Origin of the sequence: Microcoleus anatoxicus, from assembly GCF_042465725.1 — a bacterium.
Classification (GTDB): Bacteria; Cyanobacteriota; Cyanobacteriia; order Cyanobacteriales; family Microcoleaceae; genus Microcoleus; species Microcoleus anatoxicus.
Genome location: NZ_CP120853.1, coordinates 15,495 through 35,765, shown reverse-complemented (window position 1 = coordinate 35,765; position 20,271 = coordinate 15,495). Strand labels below are relative to the sequence as shown.

The 20,271-nt window shown below is 43.9% G+C and carries 14 protein-coding genes and 1 pseudogene; 9 read left to right on the top strand and 6 right to left on the bottom strand.

Annotated features, from left to right (window positions below; translation table 11 throughout):
- Nucleotides 1–14 precede the first annotated feature (14 nt).
- From P2A85_RS00130 to P2A85_RS00100, 7 genes and pseudogenes are all read left to right on the top strand, one after another.
- Nucleotides 15–4,106: a tetratricopeptide repeat protein gene (locus P2A85_RS00130; protein ID WP_377476923.1), complete on the top strand. Its 4,092-nt coding sequence runs from the start codon at nucleotides 15–17 to the stop codon at nucleotides 4,104–4,106.
- Nucleotides 4,099–5,898, top strand: a complete 1,800-nt coding sequence (locus P2A85_RS00125) for a tetratricopeptide repeat-containing sulfotransferase family protein (RefSeq protein ID WP_377476922.1) — start codon at nucleotides 4,099–4,101, stop codon at nucleotides 5,896–5,898. Before P2A85_RS00130 ends, P2A85_RS00125 begins: the two co-directional genes overlap by 8 nt.
- A 359-nt stretch (nucleotides 5,899–6,257) precedes the next feature.
- Complete coding sequence (locus tag P2A85_RS00120; protein WP_377476921.1) at nucleotides 6,258–6,992, top strand: glutathione peroxidase; 735 nt, start codon at nucleotides 6,258–6,260, stop codon at nucleotides 6,990–6,992.
- A 204-nt stretch (nucleotides 6,993–7,196) separates the two neighbouring features.
- Nucleotides 7,197–8,168, top strand: coding sequence for a sodium-dependent bicarbonate transport family permease (locus tag P2A85_RS00115; protein WP_377476920.1), 972 nt, complete (start codon nucleotides 7,197–7,199; stop codon nucleotides 8,166–8,168).
- Between the two features lies 1 nt (nucleotide 8,169).
- A complete protein-coding gene (locus tag P2A85_RS00110; RefSeq protein WP_377476919.1) occupies nucleotides 8,170–8,481 on the top strand; it encodes a P-II family nitrogen regulator in 312 nt (103 codons plus the stop codon).
- A 191-nt stretch (nucleotides 8,482–8,672) separates the two neighbouring features.
- Nucleotides 8,673–9,704, top strand: coding sequence for a type I glyceraldehyde-3-phosphate dehydrogenase (gene gap / locus P2A85_RS00105; protein ID WP_377476918.1), 1,032 nt, complete (start codon nucleotides 8,673–8,675; stop codon nucleotides 9,702–9,704).
- Nucleotides 9,705–9,889: 185 nt separating this feature from the next.
- Nucleotides 9,890–10,243 (top strand): annotated as a pseudogene (locus P2A85_RS00100) (DUF1823 family protein); the annotation flags it as partial.
- Nucleotides 10,244–10,784: 541 nt separating this feature from the next.
- Here P2A85_RS00100 and P2A85_RS00095 read toward each other — a convergent pair.
- Both P2A85_RS00095 and P2A85_RS00090 read right to left on the bottom strand, forming a co-directional pair.
- Entirely contained in the window at nucleotides 10,785–11,510 is a 726-nt protein-coding gene (locus P2A85_RS00095) for a glycosyltransferase family 25 protein (RefSeq protein WP_377476917.1), read from the bottom strand.
- Nucleotides 11,511–11,672: 162 nt separating this feature from the next.
- Nucleotides 11,673–13,973, bottom strand: a complete 2,301-nt coding sequence (locus P2A85_RS00090; RefSeq protein WP_377476916.1) for a PP2C family protein-serine/threonine phosphatase — start codon at nucleotides 13,971–13,973, stop codon at nucleotides 11,673–11,675.
- A 472-nt stretch (nucleotides 13,974–14,445) separates the two neighbouring features.
- Here P2A85_RS00090 and P2A85_RS00085 point away from each other — a divergent pair, with 472 nt between their 5' ends.
- A complete protein-coding gene (locus tag P2A85_RS00085) occupies nucleotides 14,446–14,760 on the top strand; it encodes a hypothetical protein (protein ID WP_340519463.1) in 315 nt (104 codons plus the stop codon).
- Between the two features lie 70 nt (nucleotides 14,761–14,830).
- Here P2A85_RS00085 and P2A85_RS00080 read toward each other — a convergent pair whose 3' ends face one another.
- The 3 genes from P2A85_RS00080 to P2A85_RS00070 form a co-directional block, all read right to left on the bottom strand.
- Entirely contained in the window at nucleotides 14,831–15,175 is a 345-nt protein-coding gene (locus P2A85_RS00080) for an NAD(P)H-quinone oxidoreductase subunit M (RefSeq protein ID WP_371119561.1), read from the bottom strand.
- Nucleotides 15,176–15,251: 76 nt separating this feature from the next.
- The gene (locus P2A85_RS00075) at nucleotides 15,252–15,773 is read right to left on the bottom strand and encodes a hypothetical protein (protein WP_377476915.1); all 522 of its coding nucleotides are present in this window, start codon (nucleotides 15,771–15,773) and stop codon (nucleotides 15,252–15,254) included.
- 386 nt (nucleotides 15,774–16,159) lie between these two features.
- Nucleotides 16,160–17,884 (bottom strand): pentapeptide repeat-containing protein, encoded by a 1,725-nt coding sequence (locus P2A85_RS00070; protein WP_377476914.1) that lies wholly within the window; start codon nucleotides 17,882–17,884, stop codon nucleotides 16,160–16,162.
- A gap of 46 nt (nucleotides 17,885–17,930) precedes the next feature.
- Here P2A85_RS00070 and P2A85_RS00065 point away from each other — a divergent pair, with 46 nt between their 5' ends.
- Complete coding sequence (locus P2A85_RS00065) at nucleotides 17,931–18,746, top strand: ion transporter (protein ID WP_377476913.1); 816 nt, start codon at nucleotides 17,931–17,933, stop codon at nucleotides 18,744–18,746.
- A gap of 26 nt (nucleotides 18,747–18,772) precedes the next feature.
- Here P2A85_RS00065 and P2A85_RS00060 read toward each other — a convergent pair whose 3' ends face one another.
- Entirely contained in the window at nucleotides 18,773–20,149 is a 1,377-nt protein-coding gene (locus P2A85_RS00060) for a sensor histidine kinase (RefSeq protein WP_377476912.1), read from the bottom strand.
- Between the last annotated feature and the right edge of the window lie 122 nt (nucleotides 20,150–20,271).

The following is a 20,271-nucleotide window of genomic DNA, read 5'->3' as shown; positions in this document are numbered from 1 at the left end:
GAGTAGTGGAAATTATGCCCTCGATTGATAAGATGGAAAAAGCAGCGGTTGATTTGAGTCAGCAAGCAGAAGTTTATTTAGCTGAAGGTAGGTTAAATGAGGCGGTGGCTGCTTGTGAGTCAGCCCTGAAAATTCAGCCGAATTTGGCGACAGCTTGTCAGACACTGGGAAAAGTAATGCAGCTTCGAGGAGAAATTGAGCAAGCTAAACAGTGGTATGAAGCGGCGATCGATCGCAATCCCAATTTACCAGAAGTGTACGCTAATCTCGGCATTTTATATTCTCAGCTAAAACAGTGGGAAAAGGCGATCGCAGCTTGTGAAAAAGCTATTTCCCTCGCACCGAAATTTGCTGCTGCTTACCGACAGTTGGCGATAGTTTGGACGCAGTTGCAGAAGCAAGAAACAGCTACAGAGTATTGGTATCAAGCTTTTAATATCGATCCGAATTGGGCAACGGCTGACGAGTATGTCACCCTCGGAAATCATTTAGTGGAACAAGATAAGTTGGAGCGGGCTATTGAATGCTATTCGCGGGCAATTCAAATCGATCCTAAATTATTAATAGCTTATCATAATTTGGGAGAGGTGCTATTTCGGGAAAAAAGGTGGGAAGAGGCGATCGCCAACTACCGGAAAGTCATTAAAATTAATCCGGATTCCTTTGAATCTTACCACTGTTTGGGTAAAATTTGGGCGGCTCAAGGAGAATTAGACAGGGCAATCTCCTGTCACCAAAAAAGTATTGAAATTAATCCAAATTATGCTCGTGCCAGCTTGGGATTGGGCAATGTTTTGGTACAAAAGGGTGAGTTAGATGCAGCAATCAACTGTTACCGCCAAGCAATTAAAATTAATAGCAATTCGGCTTGGGCTCATAATTACTTAGGGGAAGCTTTGGCTCACAAACAACTGTGGGAAGAAGCGGTGATTTGCTACCGACAAGCTATAGAATTAAATCCAAATGTTCCTTGGTTTTACCTCAATTTGGGCATTGCCTTAACCTGTGAAAAATCCTGGGATGGAGCGGTTGGAGCTTACCTGCGTGGGATTCAGCTTGAACCCAATTTGACGGGAATTAATCAGAGATTGGGATATGTTTTGCGGAAACGTAGCGAGTCTGGTCTCGATAACACAATTGTTAGTTATTGTCAAGATATTGAGATGCTTCCTAGCGGCAAACTTTACCACAAATTGCTGGGGATTGAGTTAGATGGAGCGGAATTTTATATAAATTTAGGAAATAGTTTAGCTAAGCAGAAACAGTTGGAAGGTGCGATCGTCTTTTATAGCATGGCGCTGCAAATAGAACCCAACCAGCCGGAAGTTGTTGCCAAACTGGATGAGACGCGCCAGAAACAACAGGAGTTATACGCACAAATTGCCACTTACCGTCACCAAATTGCGATCGCCCCGAATGATTCTAAAGCCTACAACGATTTAGGCAATATTTTACCACAATTAGGCGAATTAGACGAAGCAATTGTCTGTCACCAAAAAGCCAGCGCATTGAGGGGGTGGGCTGAATGTGCGACGAAAAATTATCAATTTACCCAAGATTGGTTTACCCACAATATCCCTATTTGGCGACGACATTTGCAACCCTTGGCAGGAATTCCCGAATTTCAAGTTGTGGAAATCGGCAGTTTTCAAGGAATGTCTGCGTGCTGGTTGTTGGATAATGTTTTAACTCACCCCACCGCCAAAATTACTTGCATTGATTTACAATTCCAACAATATTTTAAGGGGAATATTGCGAAAACTGAACTAGCAGAGCGAGTCATTGAATTAGAAGGCTATTCTCAAGATTTATTAGTTAATTTAACTTCGGAATATTATGATATTGCCTACGTTGACGGCTGTCACAAACCCACCAGTGCCCTGCAAGATGCAATTTTATCTTGGAGGTTGGTGAAAGTTGGGGGATTGATGATTTTTGATGATTACGAATTTACGTTTCCTGACAGCCCGGAGCAAGATACTAAAATCGGGATAGATGTTTTTCTGGAGATGTTTGGAAGTCAGTTAGAAGTAGTTCATAAAGGCTATCAACTGATTGTCAAAAAAACTGGTAATCAAAACTTGGGGAATGAGCAAGCACTCTTGTCTCAAGGTTGGGAAAAGCTGGGGGATATTGCGGCAAATACGGGTTATGCCGATGAGGCGATCGCCCGCTATCAAACAGCCATTAAAATTAAGTCGGGAACTTACTCACTTTACCATAAGTTAGGTAAAAGTTTACAAGAAAAACAACTGTTTGACCAAGCTATCACCGCTTACAAACAGGCGATCGAACTTAACCCTAATTTTAGTTGGTCTTACCACTTTTTGGGGGAAAGTTTGCAAGCAATCAACGAAAATAGTGAAGCTGCGATTGCTTACAGTAAAGCTATTGAATTAAATCCTGATTTTTGTTGGAGTTACAGCAGTTTGGGTGATGTTTTGATGGAGCTTGTTGAGTTGGAGGAAGCTGCTGTCGCTTACCGCAAAGTCATTGAATTGAATCCTGATTTTTGTTGGGCTTACGACAAGTTGGGTAAGGCTTTAATTGCATTGGAAAATTGGGAGGAAGCGGAGGTTGCTTATCGCAAAGCTGTTGAGTTGAATCCTGACTTTTGTTGGCTACATAATAGTTTGGGAGAAATTCTGGAAGAGCAAGAAAATTGGCCGGAAGCGGCGGTGGCTTTTCGCCGTGCTGTTGATTTGTCGCCGGAGACTATTTGGCTATACAAAAAGTTGGGTGATGCTCTGCGAGAACAAGGGGATTGGGAAAGTGCGATCGCAATTTATGAACAAGGCATTAATCTGGAACCCAAATCCTGTTGGTTTTATGAAGGATTGGGTTTAACTTTCATTGAAAAACAGCAGTGGGAACCGGCAATAACTAATTTAATTCAAGCACTGCAAATCCAACCAGATTTGTTTGAAGTTTATGATAGCATAGGTTATGCTCTGGAACAACTAGGAGAAGTCGATGAGAGCGATCGGGCAAAATGCAGCAATCAAATCTTACCATTAAGTGTACTGCAAAAATACTGTGGATTTACAGAAGATTTGGCAATCGTCGCCGAGTCAAATCCGAACATTACTTGTATTGACATCCATCCAGCCAGTCAAATCAATTTATTAGCTTCCAAAACTACCGACAGCAACAACAGATTTGGGGCCGATCAAACTCATGCAAGAAAAGCTTTTGTTACCTTACTACCAAAGGGACGAGCTTGGGCTGATGTCGTCACTACCGCCGCCATTACTTCAGATAACAAACTGGTTGCCGATATTTCAATGGGTTGTGCTGAATTAGTCATTACTTCCGACAAATTACCTCCCGTGGAACATATTGATGGAAATGTGGCTTTTTTATCAGCACGTTGGGGAGGATCGGCTTATTTTCATTGGATGTTTGATGTCATGACTCGATTTGACCTTTTGCAAAGAAGCGGGTTAATCGAAAGTATAGATAAGTTTGTTGTCAACGCCTGCGATTCTGCCTATCAAAAAGAAACTTTAAATACTTTAGGAATTCCTGAATATAAAATTTTAGAAAGTCGCTGTAATCTACACATCACCGCAGATAAATTAATAGTTCCGTCAATTTTTTATGATGGAGCGGGAGCAGTTTCTAAATGGAAATGCGATTATCTGAAACAAGCTTTTTTAACTACACAGCAACCACTAAAAATAAATTATTCAGAACGAATTTATATCAGTAGACAAAAAGCCTCTTATCGGCGAATTGTCAACGATGAAGAAGTAATTAATTTTTTGGAAAAATTTGGGTTTCGCAGTGTCCAACTGGAAACGATGTCGGTAGCTGAACAAGCAGCTTGTTTGGCTGCTGCTAAAGTAGTTGTTGCACCTCACGGAGCAGGATTGACTAATCTAGTTTTCTGCTCTCCGGGAACTAAGGTAATTGAGATTTTTTCTCCTATTTACGTGCCGTATTGTTATTGGATGATTAGCAATTTGTGCGATTTGGAACATTACTATTTAATTGGTGATTTGTTGGATGACTTAACTATTGAAAAACCCGTACATAAAAATATGCACTTGGATTTGACATCCCTGGAGAAGTTAATGAATATTGCAGGAGTTTTGCATGAATAATGATTACCATAATTTGGGTAATTCCCTGCAAGCAAGTGGGAATTTTGAGGAGGCTGTCATCGCCTACAAAAAAGCTGTTGAATTGAATCCCAATTTTTCTTGGTCTTATCACGGTTTGGGCGATGTTTTGCAGAAACTCGGACATCGGGAGGAGGCTGTCGCCGCCTATAAGAAAGCTATTGAGTTAAATCCTGATTTTCCTTGGTCTTATCATAATTTGGGCGATGTTTTGCTAGAGTTAGAACAATGGGAGGAAGCTGTTGCTGCTTACCGCTGCGAGATTAAAATCAAGTCGGATTTTGCTTGGTCTTTTGGCAATTTAGGCGATGCTTTGACTAAGCTAAAACAGTGGAATGAAGCGATTTATGCGTATTTACAAGCTATTCTAATTGACCGAGGTTTGCCGGGAATTTATGAGAAATTAGGCTATGTTCTGCGACAAACAGAGTCTGACTTAAGGCCAGTGTTTTTACCTGGTGAATTGCTGATTACACCGGAAAATCGCGACTTTTATTTGGGTGTAGGGAGGAGTTTAGCACAGGGCGATCGCCCAGAAAGTGCCATTATATTTTGTAAACTACTCTTGACAAATGAGCCAAACAGTGATATATTTATTTGGCAATTAGGGGAACTTTTGCAGGAACAAGAAAAGTGCGATCGCACTTTAGCCTCATGTCGCGAAATAGTCGCCCAAAAACCTGATGATTGCTGGTCTTATTACAATTTAGGTGCTGTTTTAACCCATCAAAAAAAGTGGGATGAAGCGGCGGATTTGTTCTTAAAAGCAATAGAAATAAATCCCGATTTCTACTGGTGGTTTTATTACAATTTGTGGGAAGTTTTGGTTAAGCAAAATAAGCTGGAGGAAGTCGCGACTCTGTATCGCAAAGTTGTGGAAGCTAAACCGGAGGCTTTTTGGCCTTATTTGAATTTGGGGGAAGCTTTGACTAGACAAGGCAAAATTGCAGAGGCGATTTGCTGTTATCAAACTGTCAGTTATCGTCAAACTTTTTCATCTATTATAAGTAAGAACACAGCCAAGATGACTGTGCTACAAAATACAGTCACAGATCCTAATTTTATCATTATTGGTTCCCAGCGGTGCGGCACAACTTCTCTGTACACTTATTTAGCTCAACACCCGCAAATTTTGACTCCCATTAAAAAGGAGATGGATTTTTTCTCGTGGCACTTTGACAGAGGGATTGATTGGTATTTGGCTCATTTTCCACCCATGCCAGCCGGGGAGCAATTTTTGACTGGCGAAGCAAGTCCTAGCTATTTTGACTCTCTGGCAGCACCAGAACGGCTCTACAATGCTTTTCCAGAGGTGAAGCTGATTGTACTTTTGCGAAATCCGGTCGATCGCGCTATTTCTCAATTCTACCGCTTGACTGAGTTAAACTGGGAAGGGCGATCGTTCGATCGAGCAATTAGCGATGAAATTGCACGATTGGCTCAAAATCCAGCATACATTATCGGCGAGGAACCGGGTAATTATTTAGCTCGCGGTAGGTATATAGAATTTATCAAAAACTGGCTGGCTTTTTTTCCGAAATCACAGTTGTTGATTTTGAGAAGCGAAGATTTTTATGCCAGTGCAGCGACGACTGTTTTGCAAGTTTTAGATTTTTTAGATTTGCCTGAATATCAATTACCTGAGTACCAAAATGCTAATCCTGGTTCTTATCAGCCTATCAGTGATTCGGTGCGCGATCGGTTGAGTGATTATTTCACACCTTACAATCAGGAATTAGAGGAATATTTAGGCAGAAAGTTTAATTGGGAATAGGGCATCGGGCATCGGGCATGGGGCATCGGGCATTAGTGTCAACTTAAGCCTGAAAGCTTTGGTATCTCTCGCTTTTACGCCAAGTCTAGATCCCCCTCGCATCCCCCTTAAGAAGGGGGACTTTGATCGGAATCTTGTTCCCCCCTTCGATCGGGGGGCTCGTTCGGATCTAGATTTAATAGTCAAACAGCAATCTCTGACTGGATTTGAGCTTAAGTTGACACCAATGGGGCATTGGGCATTGGTAGCTCCCCCTCTCCCCCTCTCCCCCTCTTCCACTCTCCCCATTGACAAGTCATACTCGTTATGAGTACGATTAGAGCAGTGAATTTAACCCAAATACCGAAGGATTCAAAATCATGCTGCCGAACAAAGAGGGTCAAAGAGTACCCCATGTCACCTTTCGCACCCGCAAAGATAACGAGTGGGTTGATGTCACCACCGCTGATTTGTTTGCAGGCAAAACTGTAGTAGTATTTTCGCTACCTGGAGCATTTACTCCCACTTGTTCGTCAACGCACCTCCCTGGCTACAACGAATTAGCCAAAACTTTCAAAGCCAATGGTGTAGATGAAATTGTTTGCATTTCCGTCAACGATACTTTTGTGATGAACGAATGGGCAAAAGACCAAGAAGCGGAGAATGTTACCTTAATTCCCGACGGTAACGGCGAATTTTCTGAAGGCATGGGAATGCTGGTTGACAAAACAGATTTAGGTTTTGGTAAGCGGTCTTGGCGCTATTCTATGCTAGTGAAAGATGGCTTAATAGAAAAAATGTTTATTGAGCCGGAAGAGCCTGGGGACCCTTTCAAGGTGTCCGATGCTGATACGATGCTTCACTACATCAACTCCGCAGCAGCAAAGCCCAAAGTTGTATCTTTGTTCACCAAAGTCGGCTGTCCTTTCTGCGCCCGCGCTAAGGCAATGCTGACTGAAAAAGGCTTGGATTATGAAGAAATCGTCTTGGGTCAAGATATCACAACTCGATCGCTCCGGGCAGTAACTGGGGCAACAACAGTCCCGCAAGTATTTATCGACGGCAAGTTGATTGGCGGTTCCGAAGCCCTAGAATCTTATTTGGCTGTTAGTTAGGAAAAAATACCTAACTCCCTTCCCTAGGAAGGGAAGGGGCCCCTTTGATGTCTTGCCCCTTTGATGTCTTGCCCCTTTCTGGCGAGGTTTGGGTTCAACAGTTCCATAGTCACAAAAAATAAGATCGATCGCCCGATCGATCCATTCTCGTGTCACAATTACCTGTGAAGTAAGATAAAAAATCAGACATGGGAGTAACCGATCGTGGATTTAAGTCTCGTAGCGTCAAATATCTTAAATCCACCCGTATTAGCTTTTTTTATGGGACTGCTGGCAGTTTTTCTCAAATCTGATTTAGAAATTCCAGCACCAATCCCCAAATTGTTTTCACTGTACCTGTTATTTGCGATCGGATTTAAAGGCGGCGTCGAACTGGCAAAAAGCGGCATCAACCAGCAAGTGGCACTGACAATTCTGGCAGCGATGTTGATGTCAGCACTTGTACCAGTTTATACTTTCTTTATACTGAAAATTAAACTAGACTCCTACAATGCAGCAGCAATTGCAGCCACTTACGGTTCCATCAGTGCGGTAACATTTATTACCGCAACTTCCTTCCTCACAGAACTGGGAATTGACTTTAACGGCTACATGGTAGCAGCCCTAGCATTAATGGAATCCCCAGCAATTATAGTCGGTCTAATTCTCGTGAGTGTATTCGGTGGCGAAGAAGGAAAACGCGAGATAGTTTGGTCAGAAGTGCTGCAAGAAGCCTTCCTCAACAGTTCAGTATTTCTACTCATTGGTAGCCTAATCATGGGCATACTGACAGGAGAACATGGTTGGGAAGTTATGAGTCCCTTTACCCAAGATTTGTTTTATGGTGTTCTGACTTTTTTCTTGTTGGATATGGGACTGGTAGCGGCCAGCAGAATTAAAGATTTGCAAGAAGCAGGAGTTTTTCTGATCGGCTTTGCCATCCTAATTCCCATAGTTAACGCAGTAATTGGTTTGCTAATTGCTAAATTAATCGGAATGCCAAAGGGAGACGCTTTACTATTTTCCGTATTGTGTGCGAGTGCTTCATACATAGCAGTACCCGCAGCTATGCGCCTAACTGTTCCCGAAGCTAACCCAAGTCTTTACATTTCAACGGCCTTAGCAGTGACGTTTCCGTTTAACATCATTGTAGGTATTCCCATGTATTTATACGGAATCAATATGTTTTGGAGGTGAGATGATGGATTCAGTGAAAAGGATAGAAATTATAGCTCATTCAGTTGAGCTGGGCAAGATTTTAGATGGTTTAGACAAAGCTGGCGTCCAGGGTTATTCGGTGATTCGTGATGTGGCTGGAAAAAGTACCAGGGATCACGTTTCCCGTGATTCATCTATGACGATGCTGGATAACATTTATGTGCTGGCTTTTTGCGATCCCGATCAAGTATCAGCAGTTGCAGAAAATATTAGACCAGTTCTCAATAAGTTTGGTGGGTCGTGTTTTATTTCGGATGCGGTGGAATTGCTAATTACTAGGTGTGTTGGGTAGGAAGTCAGTAGTCAGTAGTCAGTAGTCAGTAGTCAGTTGACTGTTGACTGTTGACTGTTGACTGTTGTCATTACCAATTACCAAATTCTTAAGAGATAAAAAAGATTAAGTTGTACCAATGAGTTGCCGTGGTAAGTTTTAACGCACAAGTTGCGATCGAGATAGCGATATTTTGCAGAGGAGTTTAAATCATGGCTACCCTAAAAGTTGGTATCAACGGATTTGGTCGTATTGGACGGCTAGTGATGCGCGCAGGCATCAAAAACCCCAATATAGAATTTGTCGGTATTAATGACTTAGTTCCCCCAGACAACCTCGCTTACCTTTTCAAATACGACTCCACCCACGGCATTTACGACGGCGAAGTTGAAGCCAAAGCAGACGGCATTATTGTTGACGGAAAATTTATCCCGTGTACGTCAATCAGAAATCCTGCCGAATTGCCTTGGGGTGACACGAATGCAGATTATGTTGTAGAGTCTACCGGATTGTTTACCGATTTTGCCGGCGCATCAAAACACTTGAGTGCGGGAGCAAAACGAGTAATACTTTCAGCACCAACCAAAGATCCTGAAAAAGTGGCAACTTTTCTAGTAGGTGTCAACCATCACAAGTTCGATCCGACAAAAGATACTGTTGTTTCTAATGCTAGCTGCACTACAAACTGTCTAGCACCTATTGCCAAAGTTATCAACGATAACTTTGGTTTAGAAGAAGGTTTAATGACTACAGTTCATGCGATGACAGCTACTCAACCCACAGTAGACGGGCCCAGCATCAAAGATTGGCGGGGAGGAAGAGGTGCTGGTCAAAATATTATTCCATCTTCTACCGGTGCGGCGAAAGCTGTTACTTTGGTATTACCAGAATTAAAAGGAAAACTGACGGGGATGGCTTTGCGCGTGCCAACTCCAGATGTGTCTGTAGTGGATCTTACTTTCAAAACGGCGAAGGAAACTAGCTATAAAGAAATTTGTGAAGCTATGAAAAAAGCTGCGGAGGGCGAACTAAAAGGTATTCTCGGCTATACTGAAGATGCGGTGGTTTCGACGGATTTTCAGGGCGATGCGCGATCGAGTATTTTCGATGCTGGTGCAGGAATTGAACTAAATTCTAAGTTTTTCAAAGTCATTTCTTGGTATGACAATGAGTGGGGTTATTCTTGTCGCGTGATTGATTTGATGTTGTCTATGGCGCAGAAAGACGGAATTTTCGACAATTGATTTTTGGTGGGGTGGGCGGGCTATTCGCCCACCCCACAAGCAGATTTTTTCCATCTTCTATCTTCCATCTTCCTTCTTTAGATATAGAAATCCTTGCAGGAGTCGTAAATCTTTTTACCCCACCCCAACCCTCCCCTTAGTAAGGGGAGGGAGTAAGACATTCACAAATGATTTAGGATTGCTATATGTCTGAATTGCCACCTCTGAATAACCAAACTATTTGGGCTATCCTCAACGAAGAAATCGACGATGCTGCTGTCAATCGCTTAGTTTGGCAATATTTAGGCTACCGTTGGGATGCAGAGACGGGGCTGTGGAACATTGAAAATGTGGCCCCGGAGTGGCGCAAAGAGTATCCACAACCGCCGGATTTTATCGATTCTAGACCAGCCACGGTGAAATTGACTCGATCGATCCTGCCAGAAAACAAGCAGTTATTGAAGGAAAAATTGGGCTTTCAAGGCTATAAAATTGGGGAATTCGGACCGAGACAGACTCGGAGGGCCACGATGGCTAATTGGTTGATGGGTTTTATGGAGATAGTTCAAATTGATGCACGGTTAATTGGTACTGCTTCGGGAGATATTCTGGCCACCGCCAAAGCAGTAGGAGAGGCAGATCAAAGCGATTCTAGTATCTCGATCAGCTATCGGAGGCAATTCCAGCAGCAGTAATGAGGATTCACTTTTGGGCGCCGCTGTGGATAAAGCAGTATCACAAATGGTGACAAAACTTGCAGAAGTATCTAAGAAATTAGGTTAGGCCTCTTTGACCCCGACTTAGCTAAACAAGTCGGGGTTTTAACAGCTAGCTTTTTATAGCATTTGAGTGACTTATATAAAATCCTCTCTTCATCGTCCTGTATTAAACTCTCTCTTCTCTTCCTTCGCGTACTTCGCGCCTTCGCGGTTAAATCATTCCGATACAACCGGAATTGATATTACTTAATTGTTTTTCGGGCTATTAAAACTCTCATAAAAGCAAGCTTTGAACAGGCAAGATGCCTGTTCCACAATTATTGTAGATGCCTATTTTGTGCAAAGATTGGAGAGCATCTAACTATTTTCACGTCTAATTCTACTAACTAGAACGGCCACGCTTCAGCCATGTTTTGGCTGTTCTTGCTGCTGCTACCAATTCCCTGATCCCCGGTACACGGTCAAACCACGGATTAGGATAGATGTCACTACGGGAACTCTTTTGCCACCCCAGGTTGGGAGAAGCAATCAAAGTCACAACATCTGGATTTTGAGCTCGGAAAGTTGAATAAGCTCCATCGAGGTGCATCGGACCACCGTCGGGATGTCCGGGAGGTCGCTGTTGCAGTTGTTCGAGAAAACCCAAGAGGCGATCGAAAATCCTGCCGTTTACACCGTAAAAATGAGTAGTCATCACCGCCTCAGAAAAGGGTACGAGGGGGACAGGAGACTCTTCTCCCACCTTGGCGACGTGTCCGAAGTATACGAAATCCCAATCTTGCTGACGCAGTTGTTCGATGATAGCCGCTTGCTCTGTGCTGAAATCTGGTGAAATTTCTAAGTCGTCTTCGACAATCAGGATACTGCTCAAACCCTGCTGTTTTGCCCGCTTGAGGATAGCCACATGACTAGAAAAGCATCCCCTCGCCCCAATACTAGGGAAACCTCCTGCATCGTCGGGGCGAATTGCAGGAAATATTTCAACCTGATGGGGCTTCAGGGGCATTCCTGCACCCTCTAATTCCTTGACTATGAGTTTGCGTCTGTCTTTCCTCTCAGGGAGATTTACCGCATAAACTCCCTGGAAATAATCTGTGATTTTCGTCATAGTTTGAGATCAAATCAAGAGACTGTTGAATCTTCGGGTTGAGGGTCCCCAAATTTTATTTTAGGTCTGTGTCTGCCTTAAATTACTCTATCTTTAGCAAACTGCATCTTCCTATTTACAAAACTTACTCTAATTCTTGAGACAGCATCTAGTATTGATACTTTAATTACCATTGGGATTGGTTCCATCAGCATCAAGACATTTTCCCTGTTGATTGGAGTTTAAGGCTGGGTTAGAGACTACCTGAGACAGGGCATCTTTTTCTTGAATCCATCCCACTTCCCCCGGTTGCAGCTTAGGGATTTGGACTGCCACAGTTGGTTTAACAGTGGGGGAAGGCGATGGAGTAGAAACAACAGGTGAAGGATTAGTTTCTGGTTTAAAAACTCGCGAAAAATCTTTAATTGATTTTGGTTTGGGAGAATTAGATGCTACTACTTCAGGAATCGAGCAAACTTTCAATTCCAGCCAATTACCGGCAGGTGCAAGCTGTTTGTTTGTTACCTGCAAAACACTACCGGCAGGGACTGTTCCTTTTACATCATCACCAATTTGTTTTAGCAAATACAAGCGATCGCCCTCGGTTCCCGAAACGGCAGAATTTTTAATTTCTATAAACGAGCCTTGTTCTAAAGCTTGAATCGGATCGGGTAGGGGTGTTGCCGTTGGTGATGGACTGCTTTTAGTATTAATTACACCACGTTTCCCAAACATTGATTCCCCGGCAGCATCGATCGCCCGACCTACCGGAGGGATGAAAAAATAAGCAAATACTCCTCCCAAACCTAATAAAAATACTATTTTCAGCAACAGCGAGAATAGACTTTTACCTTTTTGTGGTAGCTGTAGAAACTCTGTTTTTAATTGAGAATTACCCTGACCAGTATTGGTGCGATCGTTCAAATCCGTCGGCACATCTTCGGTGTCAGGAATGGGTTCCCGCGACGGTTCCAAAACTGCAATGGACAGTTCTGTAAAAGTATTGTCTTTCAAATGTGCCTGACAGTGAATTAAGCCGATGGTGACGTTATCATGACCATTTCGAGTATTAGCAATATCGATCAATCGATCGCGCGCCGAGGCGACACTAATGCTACCGTCAAGAATCGGCAAAATCTCCGTTTCCCAGCATTCCTCAACCCGGTCTTTATCGCTCAAACCATCGGAACACAATAGCAAAACACAGTCCTCATCCACCACCAAACGCTGCACGCTAGGGTGGAGAGTGTTGGAAGAAGTAATCCCCAAAGCTTGAATCAGAGCACCTGCGGCCACCTGTTCCAAAGCGTCCCGGTACAGCGCGTAGCCCAAACGCACCTCGCGACAAGCCACATCGTCATCGAGAGTAACTTGATAGCAGCCAGTGCGAGTAATCAAATAAGCCCGACTGTCTCCTACGTGGGCGACATAAAGTTCGTGGACGTGGGCTAAACCCATCACTAGGGTAGTTCCCATGCGCTGGCGGCCCTGGCGGTGTTCGCTGTCGTTACGATCGGCTATTTCGTCATTAGCAGCACAAGCAGCTCGTTCCAGCTTGGAAATCAGAGTCAGTGGCTCGTAAATATCCTTGTGGAGGACAACTTGCTGCAACTTTTTGCAGAGTACAGAAATTGCCAATTCCGAAGCAACTTCCCCGCCATCTTGTCCGCCAATACCATCGCAGACGATCGCGCAAGCTTCCGATCCCGGCATCACCGACAGTACGGTACCACTGGGAGGATGACAAGCATCTTCGTTGTGGGCCCGCGATCGCCCCACATCAGTGCCGGTGGCAATCTCCACCGTGCGATCGTACCATTTGCCACAAATTAGCAGAGCCTTATCCAACTGAGCCACGAGTTGTTCGCCGTTGCGAATCTGACGAGCGACCATTTGTCGGCAAAGTTCCCCCAAAAAATTGAGGATAGCCGGGTCAGCCTCATCCAGCCACTGCTGCCACAGTTTTCCCAACTCCGACAAATTAGGTGGTTTGCGATCGGGCTGTAACTCCAGAAACCGCACCACAGGCCCTTCCACCCGTAGCAATTCGGGAGTTAACAGCGTCGCCGCCACGCCCTGAGTAATACAGGGCTGCCAAAGTTTGGCAATTTGCCACAGCCAATTAAGCTGACGCATGGCCGAGGCCCCTCTCCACGAGTCCGTCAATTCCCGCATCAAGCATTCGCTGACATTGTTAATTGGCGCGTTTTCCAGCAGCCAGATATCGCCCGACAGCTTACTGACCTTGGAGGATACCATCCCATATACTTGGGGTACGTGCAGTTGATAGGCAAACAGTCTCAGATAAGGAGTTATAAAGTTTGGAATGTCTTCGGGAAGTTCCGGCAACTGTTCGGGTTGAGTATCTACCAGAAGTCGCTCGCGCTTAAGCCTGTAGCGACCGGCAATTAGATCGCCCGGTTTACAAGCTTTTATCCCTTCACCTAAAGCCCATAAGTATTTGTTTGGCACAGAGTTTTGCATAAGGGTTCCTAGACGCCTTTGGGCCCAGTGCTGATCTGAACTATTTTAGCGCTTGAACCTCGACGGGTTAATACGTGGCGATTATTTTACACTCCCCGGTCTCGCATACGCGGGGATTTTAAGACTTTGTTGCCTTAATATCCCTATTGCTAGGGTTTCAGGGCGCAATCCTGTTACCAAAAAAGGCGGTTTGCTGTCCTAGTCTTGCAACTGGGCTCCTCGGTCCTCACTTTCCCCCAGTCGGAGGGTAGGTTTTAATGTCTTGTACTGACAAGTGGTATTTTACCACGCCAAAACACTGTGTTAACATCATTTGGCACCATCGGTAAATCCAGGCAGGATTTATCCTGCAACTACCTTTGACACTTGGACTTTAGTCGATCGGGTTTTCAGGCGATTGTTGATAACATGGAGTCATTAATCAACTAAAGTTTAATGTTACAAGCCTCTCCAAGCAGTTGAGTATCTATCCATGCCCCTAGAGGAATCCAGCCCTGTTCCTGAAAATTTTCCAGACCCAAAACTTCCTGCTGCGGTCGAAGTTGACGAAATGCTAACTCGGATTAAGCATTCCCACGGTCATTACTACAAAGTGATGAATCTTGAGGTTTGGGCGCTGGTGGAAACCCTCGATCGCGTATTTCCCGGTGCTTGGGGTAACTTCATGGCCAACCGCCAGGTGGCGGTGAAACAGTTTTTGCAGCGCAAGGGCCAGCTAAATGGTTCAGTTGAAGCTGAGGAGATCGAGGAGAAGCCAGAAGCCAGAAGCCAGAAGCCAGAAGAATAAAAGCAGATTTTCCCCCATCTCCCCATCTCCCCATCTAGTGGCGATCGCAGTCTAGATAGCTCTTACGCCCTTACAGGTGAATTTTCGCATCCACTTGGGGAACTCCCATGCTGTAGTTGACAGCACGGCTGTTGAGGTTGTAGCTGATTTGGCCTTTCTGTAAGAGCGATCGCACCAAATGCTCCAATTCCGAACCAATGCGACGGAGGTTGTATTCCGTCAAATCCTCGCCTTCATAGGAATCTACAAGCTCATCGAATTTGGCATACACCTGTTTAACCGACTCATCATTCCAGTTCAGTTCGTTGTCTGGGTCAATGTCCAGTGTCAACAGATCGTTGCTGGGTACAAGTTCGTTATCTTCCAGGATGGCGGTATATATGCGAATATGGCGGGTTGTGGACTTGAGCTGCATAAGTTCTGAATCTGTAAAGATTTTTTGCTGAACTTATTGTAATGGCTGCCAGAGGCGCGGGGAGAACGGGCGATCGTCAATTTCTCGGAATCCCGAAATATTTGAGTTGTTGGGCCGTCCAATTTCTATAATATTCAGTTTTCAGTAAAGAATCAGAAACTGGCTTAAGCTGAGAATTTGCTTGAACGGTGAAACCCGGATACGGTGCCCTCCTAGTATGAAGCCCGTCAATATTAAAATCTTCATCGGGATGAACGTGAAAAGCCAGCAAGCCCAGCTCTGAAATATTATTATTGAGTTTTTCTATTAATGCTTGAGTTTGCGGTGCACTAATTGCTGTTTTTTCAGGATTAATGACTAACATTATTTCAAATTCCGAATTACAAAATTCATGAATTGATTGCATGATGTCAGAATCGCGATCGAACTCAGTCAGAGCTGAAAACGGTTTTATTTTGAATAAAATTTGATTGGCCAAGCGTGCTGTTTTAGTAAAAGGACAAACAGGTAAATCGCCGAAAACTGGATGTGGTAACTCGACAAACTCCGTCATCCATCTCAGGGTAGATTCTATAATTTCCGTGTCAGATTCATTCATCGAAAATCTATGTATTTGACATTTCACACTAATCATAATCTATTTCTAGGACGATGCACATCTCACCATTGATATCAACTTAAGACTAAAACCCTCTGTCTCTCTCATTTGTATCGAAGTCTAGATCCCCCTAAATCCCCACCCCCCCCTAGCCCCCCCCAAGGGGGGAAGGGGGACTTTGAGAATTTTCTTGTCCCCCCCTTATTAAGGGGGGCTAGGGGGGATCTCCGGGTTAAAAAACACGCCCTAGGCCTTCCATTGCTGAGGGAATTTGAATTCTCTTGTCCCCCCCTTGTTAAGGGGGGCTAGGGGGGATCTCCGGGTTAAGAAAACACGCCCTACTCCTTCCATTGCTAAGGAGTCAATTTGTGACTACAAACTTTAATTCATTCGTGAATTGTGCCATCTGGCATAATTGCGCCTGTGAGTTTTGCCGTTTCCAGATTTGCTCCTGTTAAGTTTGCTCCAGCCAGTTTAGCCTCCTTCAGGTTAGCTTTTTCTAGGTTTGCCATCATCAAGTTTGCCCCGCGCAAGTCTGCTGAAGTTAGATTTGCTTGACTCAAATTGACGCGGATCAAGCTAGTTCCGCAGAGATTGAACCCGCTTAGGTTTTGCCCGCTCAAGTTGACGAGATCGAGGTTTACTCCAACCAAACTTACTCCTATAAGATTAACACCTCTTAGGTCGAGTTCTCTGAGGTTAGCTCTCTTCAAGTTAGCTCCAACAAAACTTACACCTGTGAGGTTAGCAACCTTCAAGTTAACGTTCATCAGATCTACTCCTGCAAAACTGACACCTGTCAATTTAACGCCTGTTAGATTAGTACCAATTAGGCTGGCACTGTTAAGATTTGCTTGACTTAAATCTGCTCCTGCCAAATTAGCACTATTGAGATTAGCCGAAGTTAGGTTAGCATTATTTAGATTGGTGGCGGTTAAGTTTGCGCCACTGAAATTTGCCCCTGTTAAGTTTGCTCCACTAAGATTTGCCCCTGTCAGGTTTGCTGCTGTGAAATTTGCATCGCTTAATATGGCTTGATGGAAATTCGCTTGAATCAGTTTTGCATACTCCAATTTAGCCTTGGTTAGGTTGGCACTGCTTAACTTAGCTCCTATCAAATCAGCTTCTTGCAGATGTGTTGAACTTAAATTTGACTTTTGCAGATTAGCTCCACATAAATTTACTTTTTTTAAAGTAGCTCCCTTGAGGTTAGCTTCTGTCAAATTTGCTTGCTCGAAGATGACATCAGCTACCAAAGTTTTTTCACTCAAATCTACTCCGAATAAATTGCAGCCAGTAAAGTCTCTTTCACCTGCGTTATATCGCTTCCAGAAGTCCTCAGTGCTGGTAGCTAGTTCTCGATCGTCAATCTTAGCATTCACAGGAGTAGCAGCCGGCTGTTCTACCGCTTCGCTAGATACTGGAATCGGTGTCTCCTCGATCGCCTCTTCCCGCAATAGCTTATCCACCCGATCGCTAAACTGCCTCAAAACCTCAGCATCATCAACCTTCCCACCAGCATTCGCGCCCTGAGTAACCGCATTCTCAACATAATACTTATCCACAAAACTTTGCAACCCAGCATTATATCCCTGTCCCACCGCCTGAAACCTCCATTCGTCATTCTTCCTATACAAACGTCCAAATTCCAAAGCCGTTTCTTGCGAAAATATCTGATTCAAATTATACCGAACCAATTCATTTCCAGTCTCGGAATTGTAAAGCCGGATAAAAGCATTTGTAACTTGACTAAAACTTTGATGCTTTTCCTGTCCCTCGTGAATCGTCACCACAAACACAATTTCTTGAATCGCCGCATTGATTTTACTCAAATCCACATAAACCGTCTCATCATCTCCCTCAATTTGTCCAGTTGCGCTGTCTCCTGAATGTCGCACCGCACCGTCTGGCGATGTCAAATTATTGTAAAATACAAAATACTTTTCATCGGGAATCCGACCATCTGCTGCTAACATAAAAACCGATGCGTCAATGTCGCAGTTTTGTGCTGTCTGGCTGACTTGCCAACCTAGGGCGATCGCCAATTTATTGAAATTAGGAACTTCCTGAGAAAGATTAAATCTCTCACCCTTAGTTAATTCGATACTCATATGCAATAATTCCCTTACCTCACAAATGGTATTAATTATCCCATCTATGTTAACTAGAAAGCAAATAGGCTTTTATCTCGAAGATATCGAAACCCCAATTGGCAAAACCGTCAATTTAACTCTTACCGGACTTATTCTCCTATCTTCCGCCAGCTTCATCGCCGAAACTTACCCCCTGGCGGAACCTGTGAGATTTAAATTGCAAACTCTCGATCTAGTATTGTTAGTTATTTTTGTAGTTGAGTATTTAGTGCGGCTCTGGTGCGCTGACCATAAATTAAAATTTATTTGGAGTTTTTTTTCTATCGTCGATTTGCTGGCAATCTTACCATTTTTATTGGGATTTGTCAATGTCAGTTTTATCCGGATTTTCCGTTGGTTTAGAATTCTTAGACTCATCCGCTTTCTGGAATTGAGAAATTCTGTGGTTCGGATTACTAGCGAAGATAGTACGATTTTTTCCCGGATAATTTTTACTTTGTTGGCAATAATTTTAGTTTATTCGGGTTTAATTTATCAAGTCGAACATCCGGTAAATCCTGAAGGTTTTGGCACTTTTTTGGATGCGGTTTATTTTTCCGTGGTGACGATGACAACGGTGGGATTTGGTGATGTGATTCCGATTTCGGAAGCGGGGCGCTTTTTGACTATTTTGATGATAGTTACGGGCATTGCCCTGATTCCTTGGCAGTTGGGGGATTTGATTAAACAATTAGTTAAAACTGCTAATCAAGTAGATAGTGTTTGTCAAGGTTGCGGTTGGTCGGTACATGATGCTAATGCTAAATTCTGCAAAATGTGTGGCACTCATTTAGATATGGGGGATCGGGCTACTCCCCCCAAGGGCATCGGGCATTTTTGAAAATGGACAATGGACAACGGACTTGTTTATGTCAATGGCAACCAAATTTCAAATTCAGTGCCTACTCCTAACTCCGATTGCATTCTGAAGATGCCGCCATGTTTGCCTGTGATGATTTGATAGCTAACTGCCAAACTTGTTTCTTTGAGGACTCGTTTTTCGGCTGAAAATGAATGTAAGATTTTTTGGTATTTCATCACAGACATTCCCGGTCCGTTATCTTTGATGCGGATTGAAACCCAGCGAAGGTGGGGTCGAGCCTCGTCGATGGGCGGTTCGGGGCTGCAAACTTGAGTGGCGATTTCAATTTGAGGTTTGCGAGTGAAATTTTTCAAGGCCTTTCCTCTGAATTCTTTTGCTAATTCTTGACCTACAGCTTCGTTAATTAAACTATTGATGGCGTTAGTCAAGATGTTGATAAATACTTGGTTTAGTTCTCCTGCATAGCAAGGTACGGGGGGTAGGTATCCGTAGTTTTTTATTACTTGAATTTCGCTGCTCAAGCGGCTTTTTAGCAGCAACAGAATGCTGTCAATATTTGAGTGCAAGTCTGCGGGTTTGGGATACACGTCATCTATGTGGCAGAAGTTTTGCAAGCTGGTGGCTAATTTGCTCAAACGTTCGGCTCCGGCTTTGATGCTGCCAACGGTGCTGAGGAAATCGTTTTGCAAAAAGTCATAGTCTATCTCTTCTTTTAGTCTGGCGATTTCTGGCGGAGGCTCCGTACAGTGGGCATCGTAAACTGATAGCAACTCGATCAAGTTTTTGCTGTAATCACTTATGTAGGTTAAATTGCCCCAAATAAACCCTACGGGATCTAAAATTTCGTGGGCTACTCCGTTGACTAAACGCCCCAAACTAGCCATTTTTTCGCTTTGAATCATTTGCGCTTGGGCTCTTTCGTAGCGCACTTGAGTTTCTATGCCACGAATTTGCCAGTAGGCGATGTTGAGTGTTTGGGAGTCTAGCAGCCTATAGGATTGGGAGTCGATTTGCACGACGATGGGATCTGACTGCAATTCGGGCGATCGACGCAGAGCTTGCGGGGCTGCGGTTAAGATGGTTGTACTCTCCCCGATCGCAGACATCTCGACGCGAGCATAACTGTAGAGAGTTTTTAGTGGTAGGCGCAAAAATAGCTCCGTACCTTGGGGTTTGAGCAGGTATTCCAGCAGCAGCCTGCGGGATATCATGCCCACAAATTCTCCTGCTTCTACCAAAACTACTCCGGGCAATAGGGGGTGTTTTTCAAAGATTTCGGCCACAGTAGCGCCCAAGCAGCTAGATTTTACCTGAAATTGATACAGGGGCAAGTCCCGGAGAGTAGACTCTAGCGAAAGGTCTTGATGGCTGCCTTCGGAGAGCAAAGGACCAAGTATTTTAGATCTGAATGTATTTGCCACGCTCGCTTTGAGTTACCGGAATACCCTGACTGTGAAAACGATCGGGTGGTACTAACATAGTCTATCATTTCACCTAAACAGCAAAATTGGGGATTTTTTTTTGAGTAGGTCTGGTTGTTCTC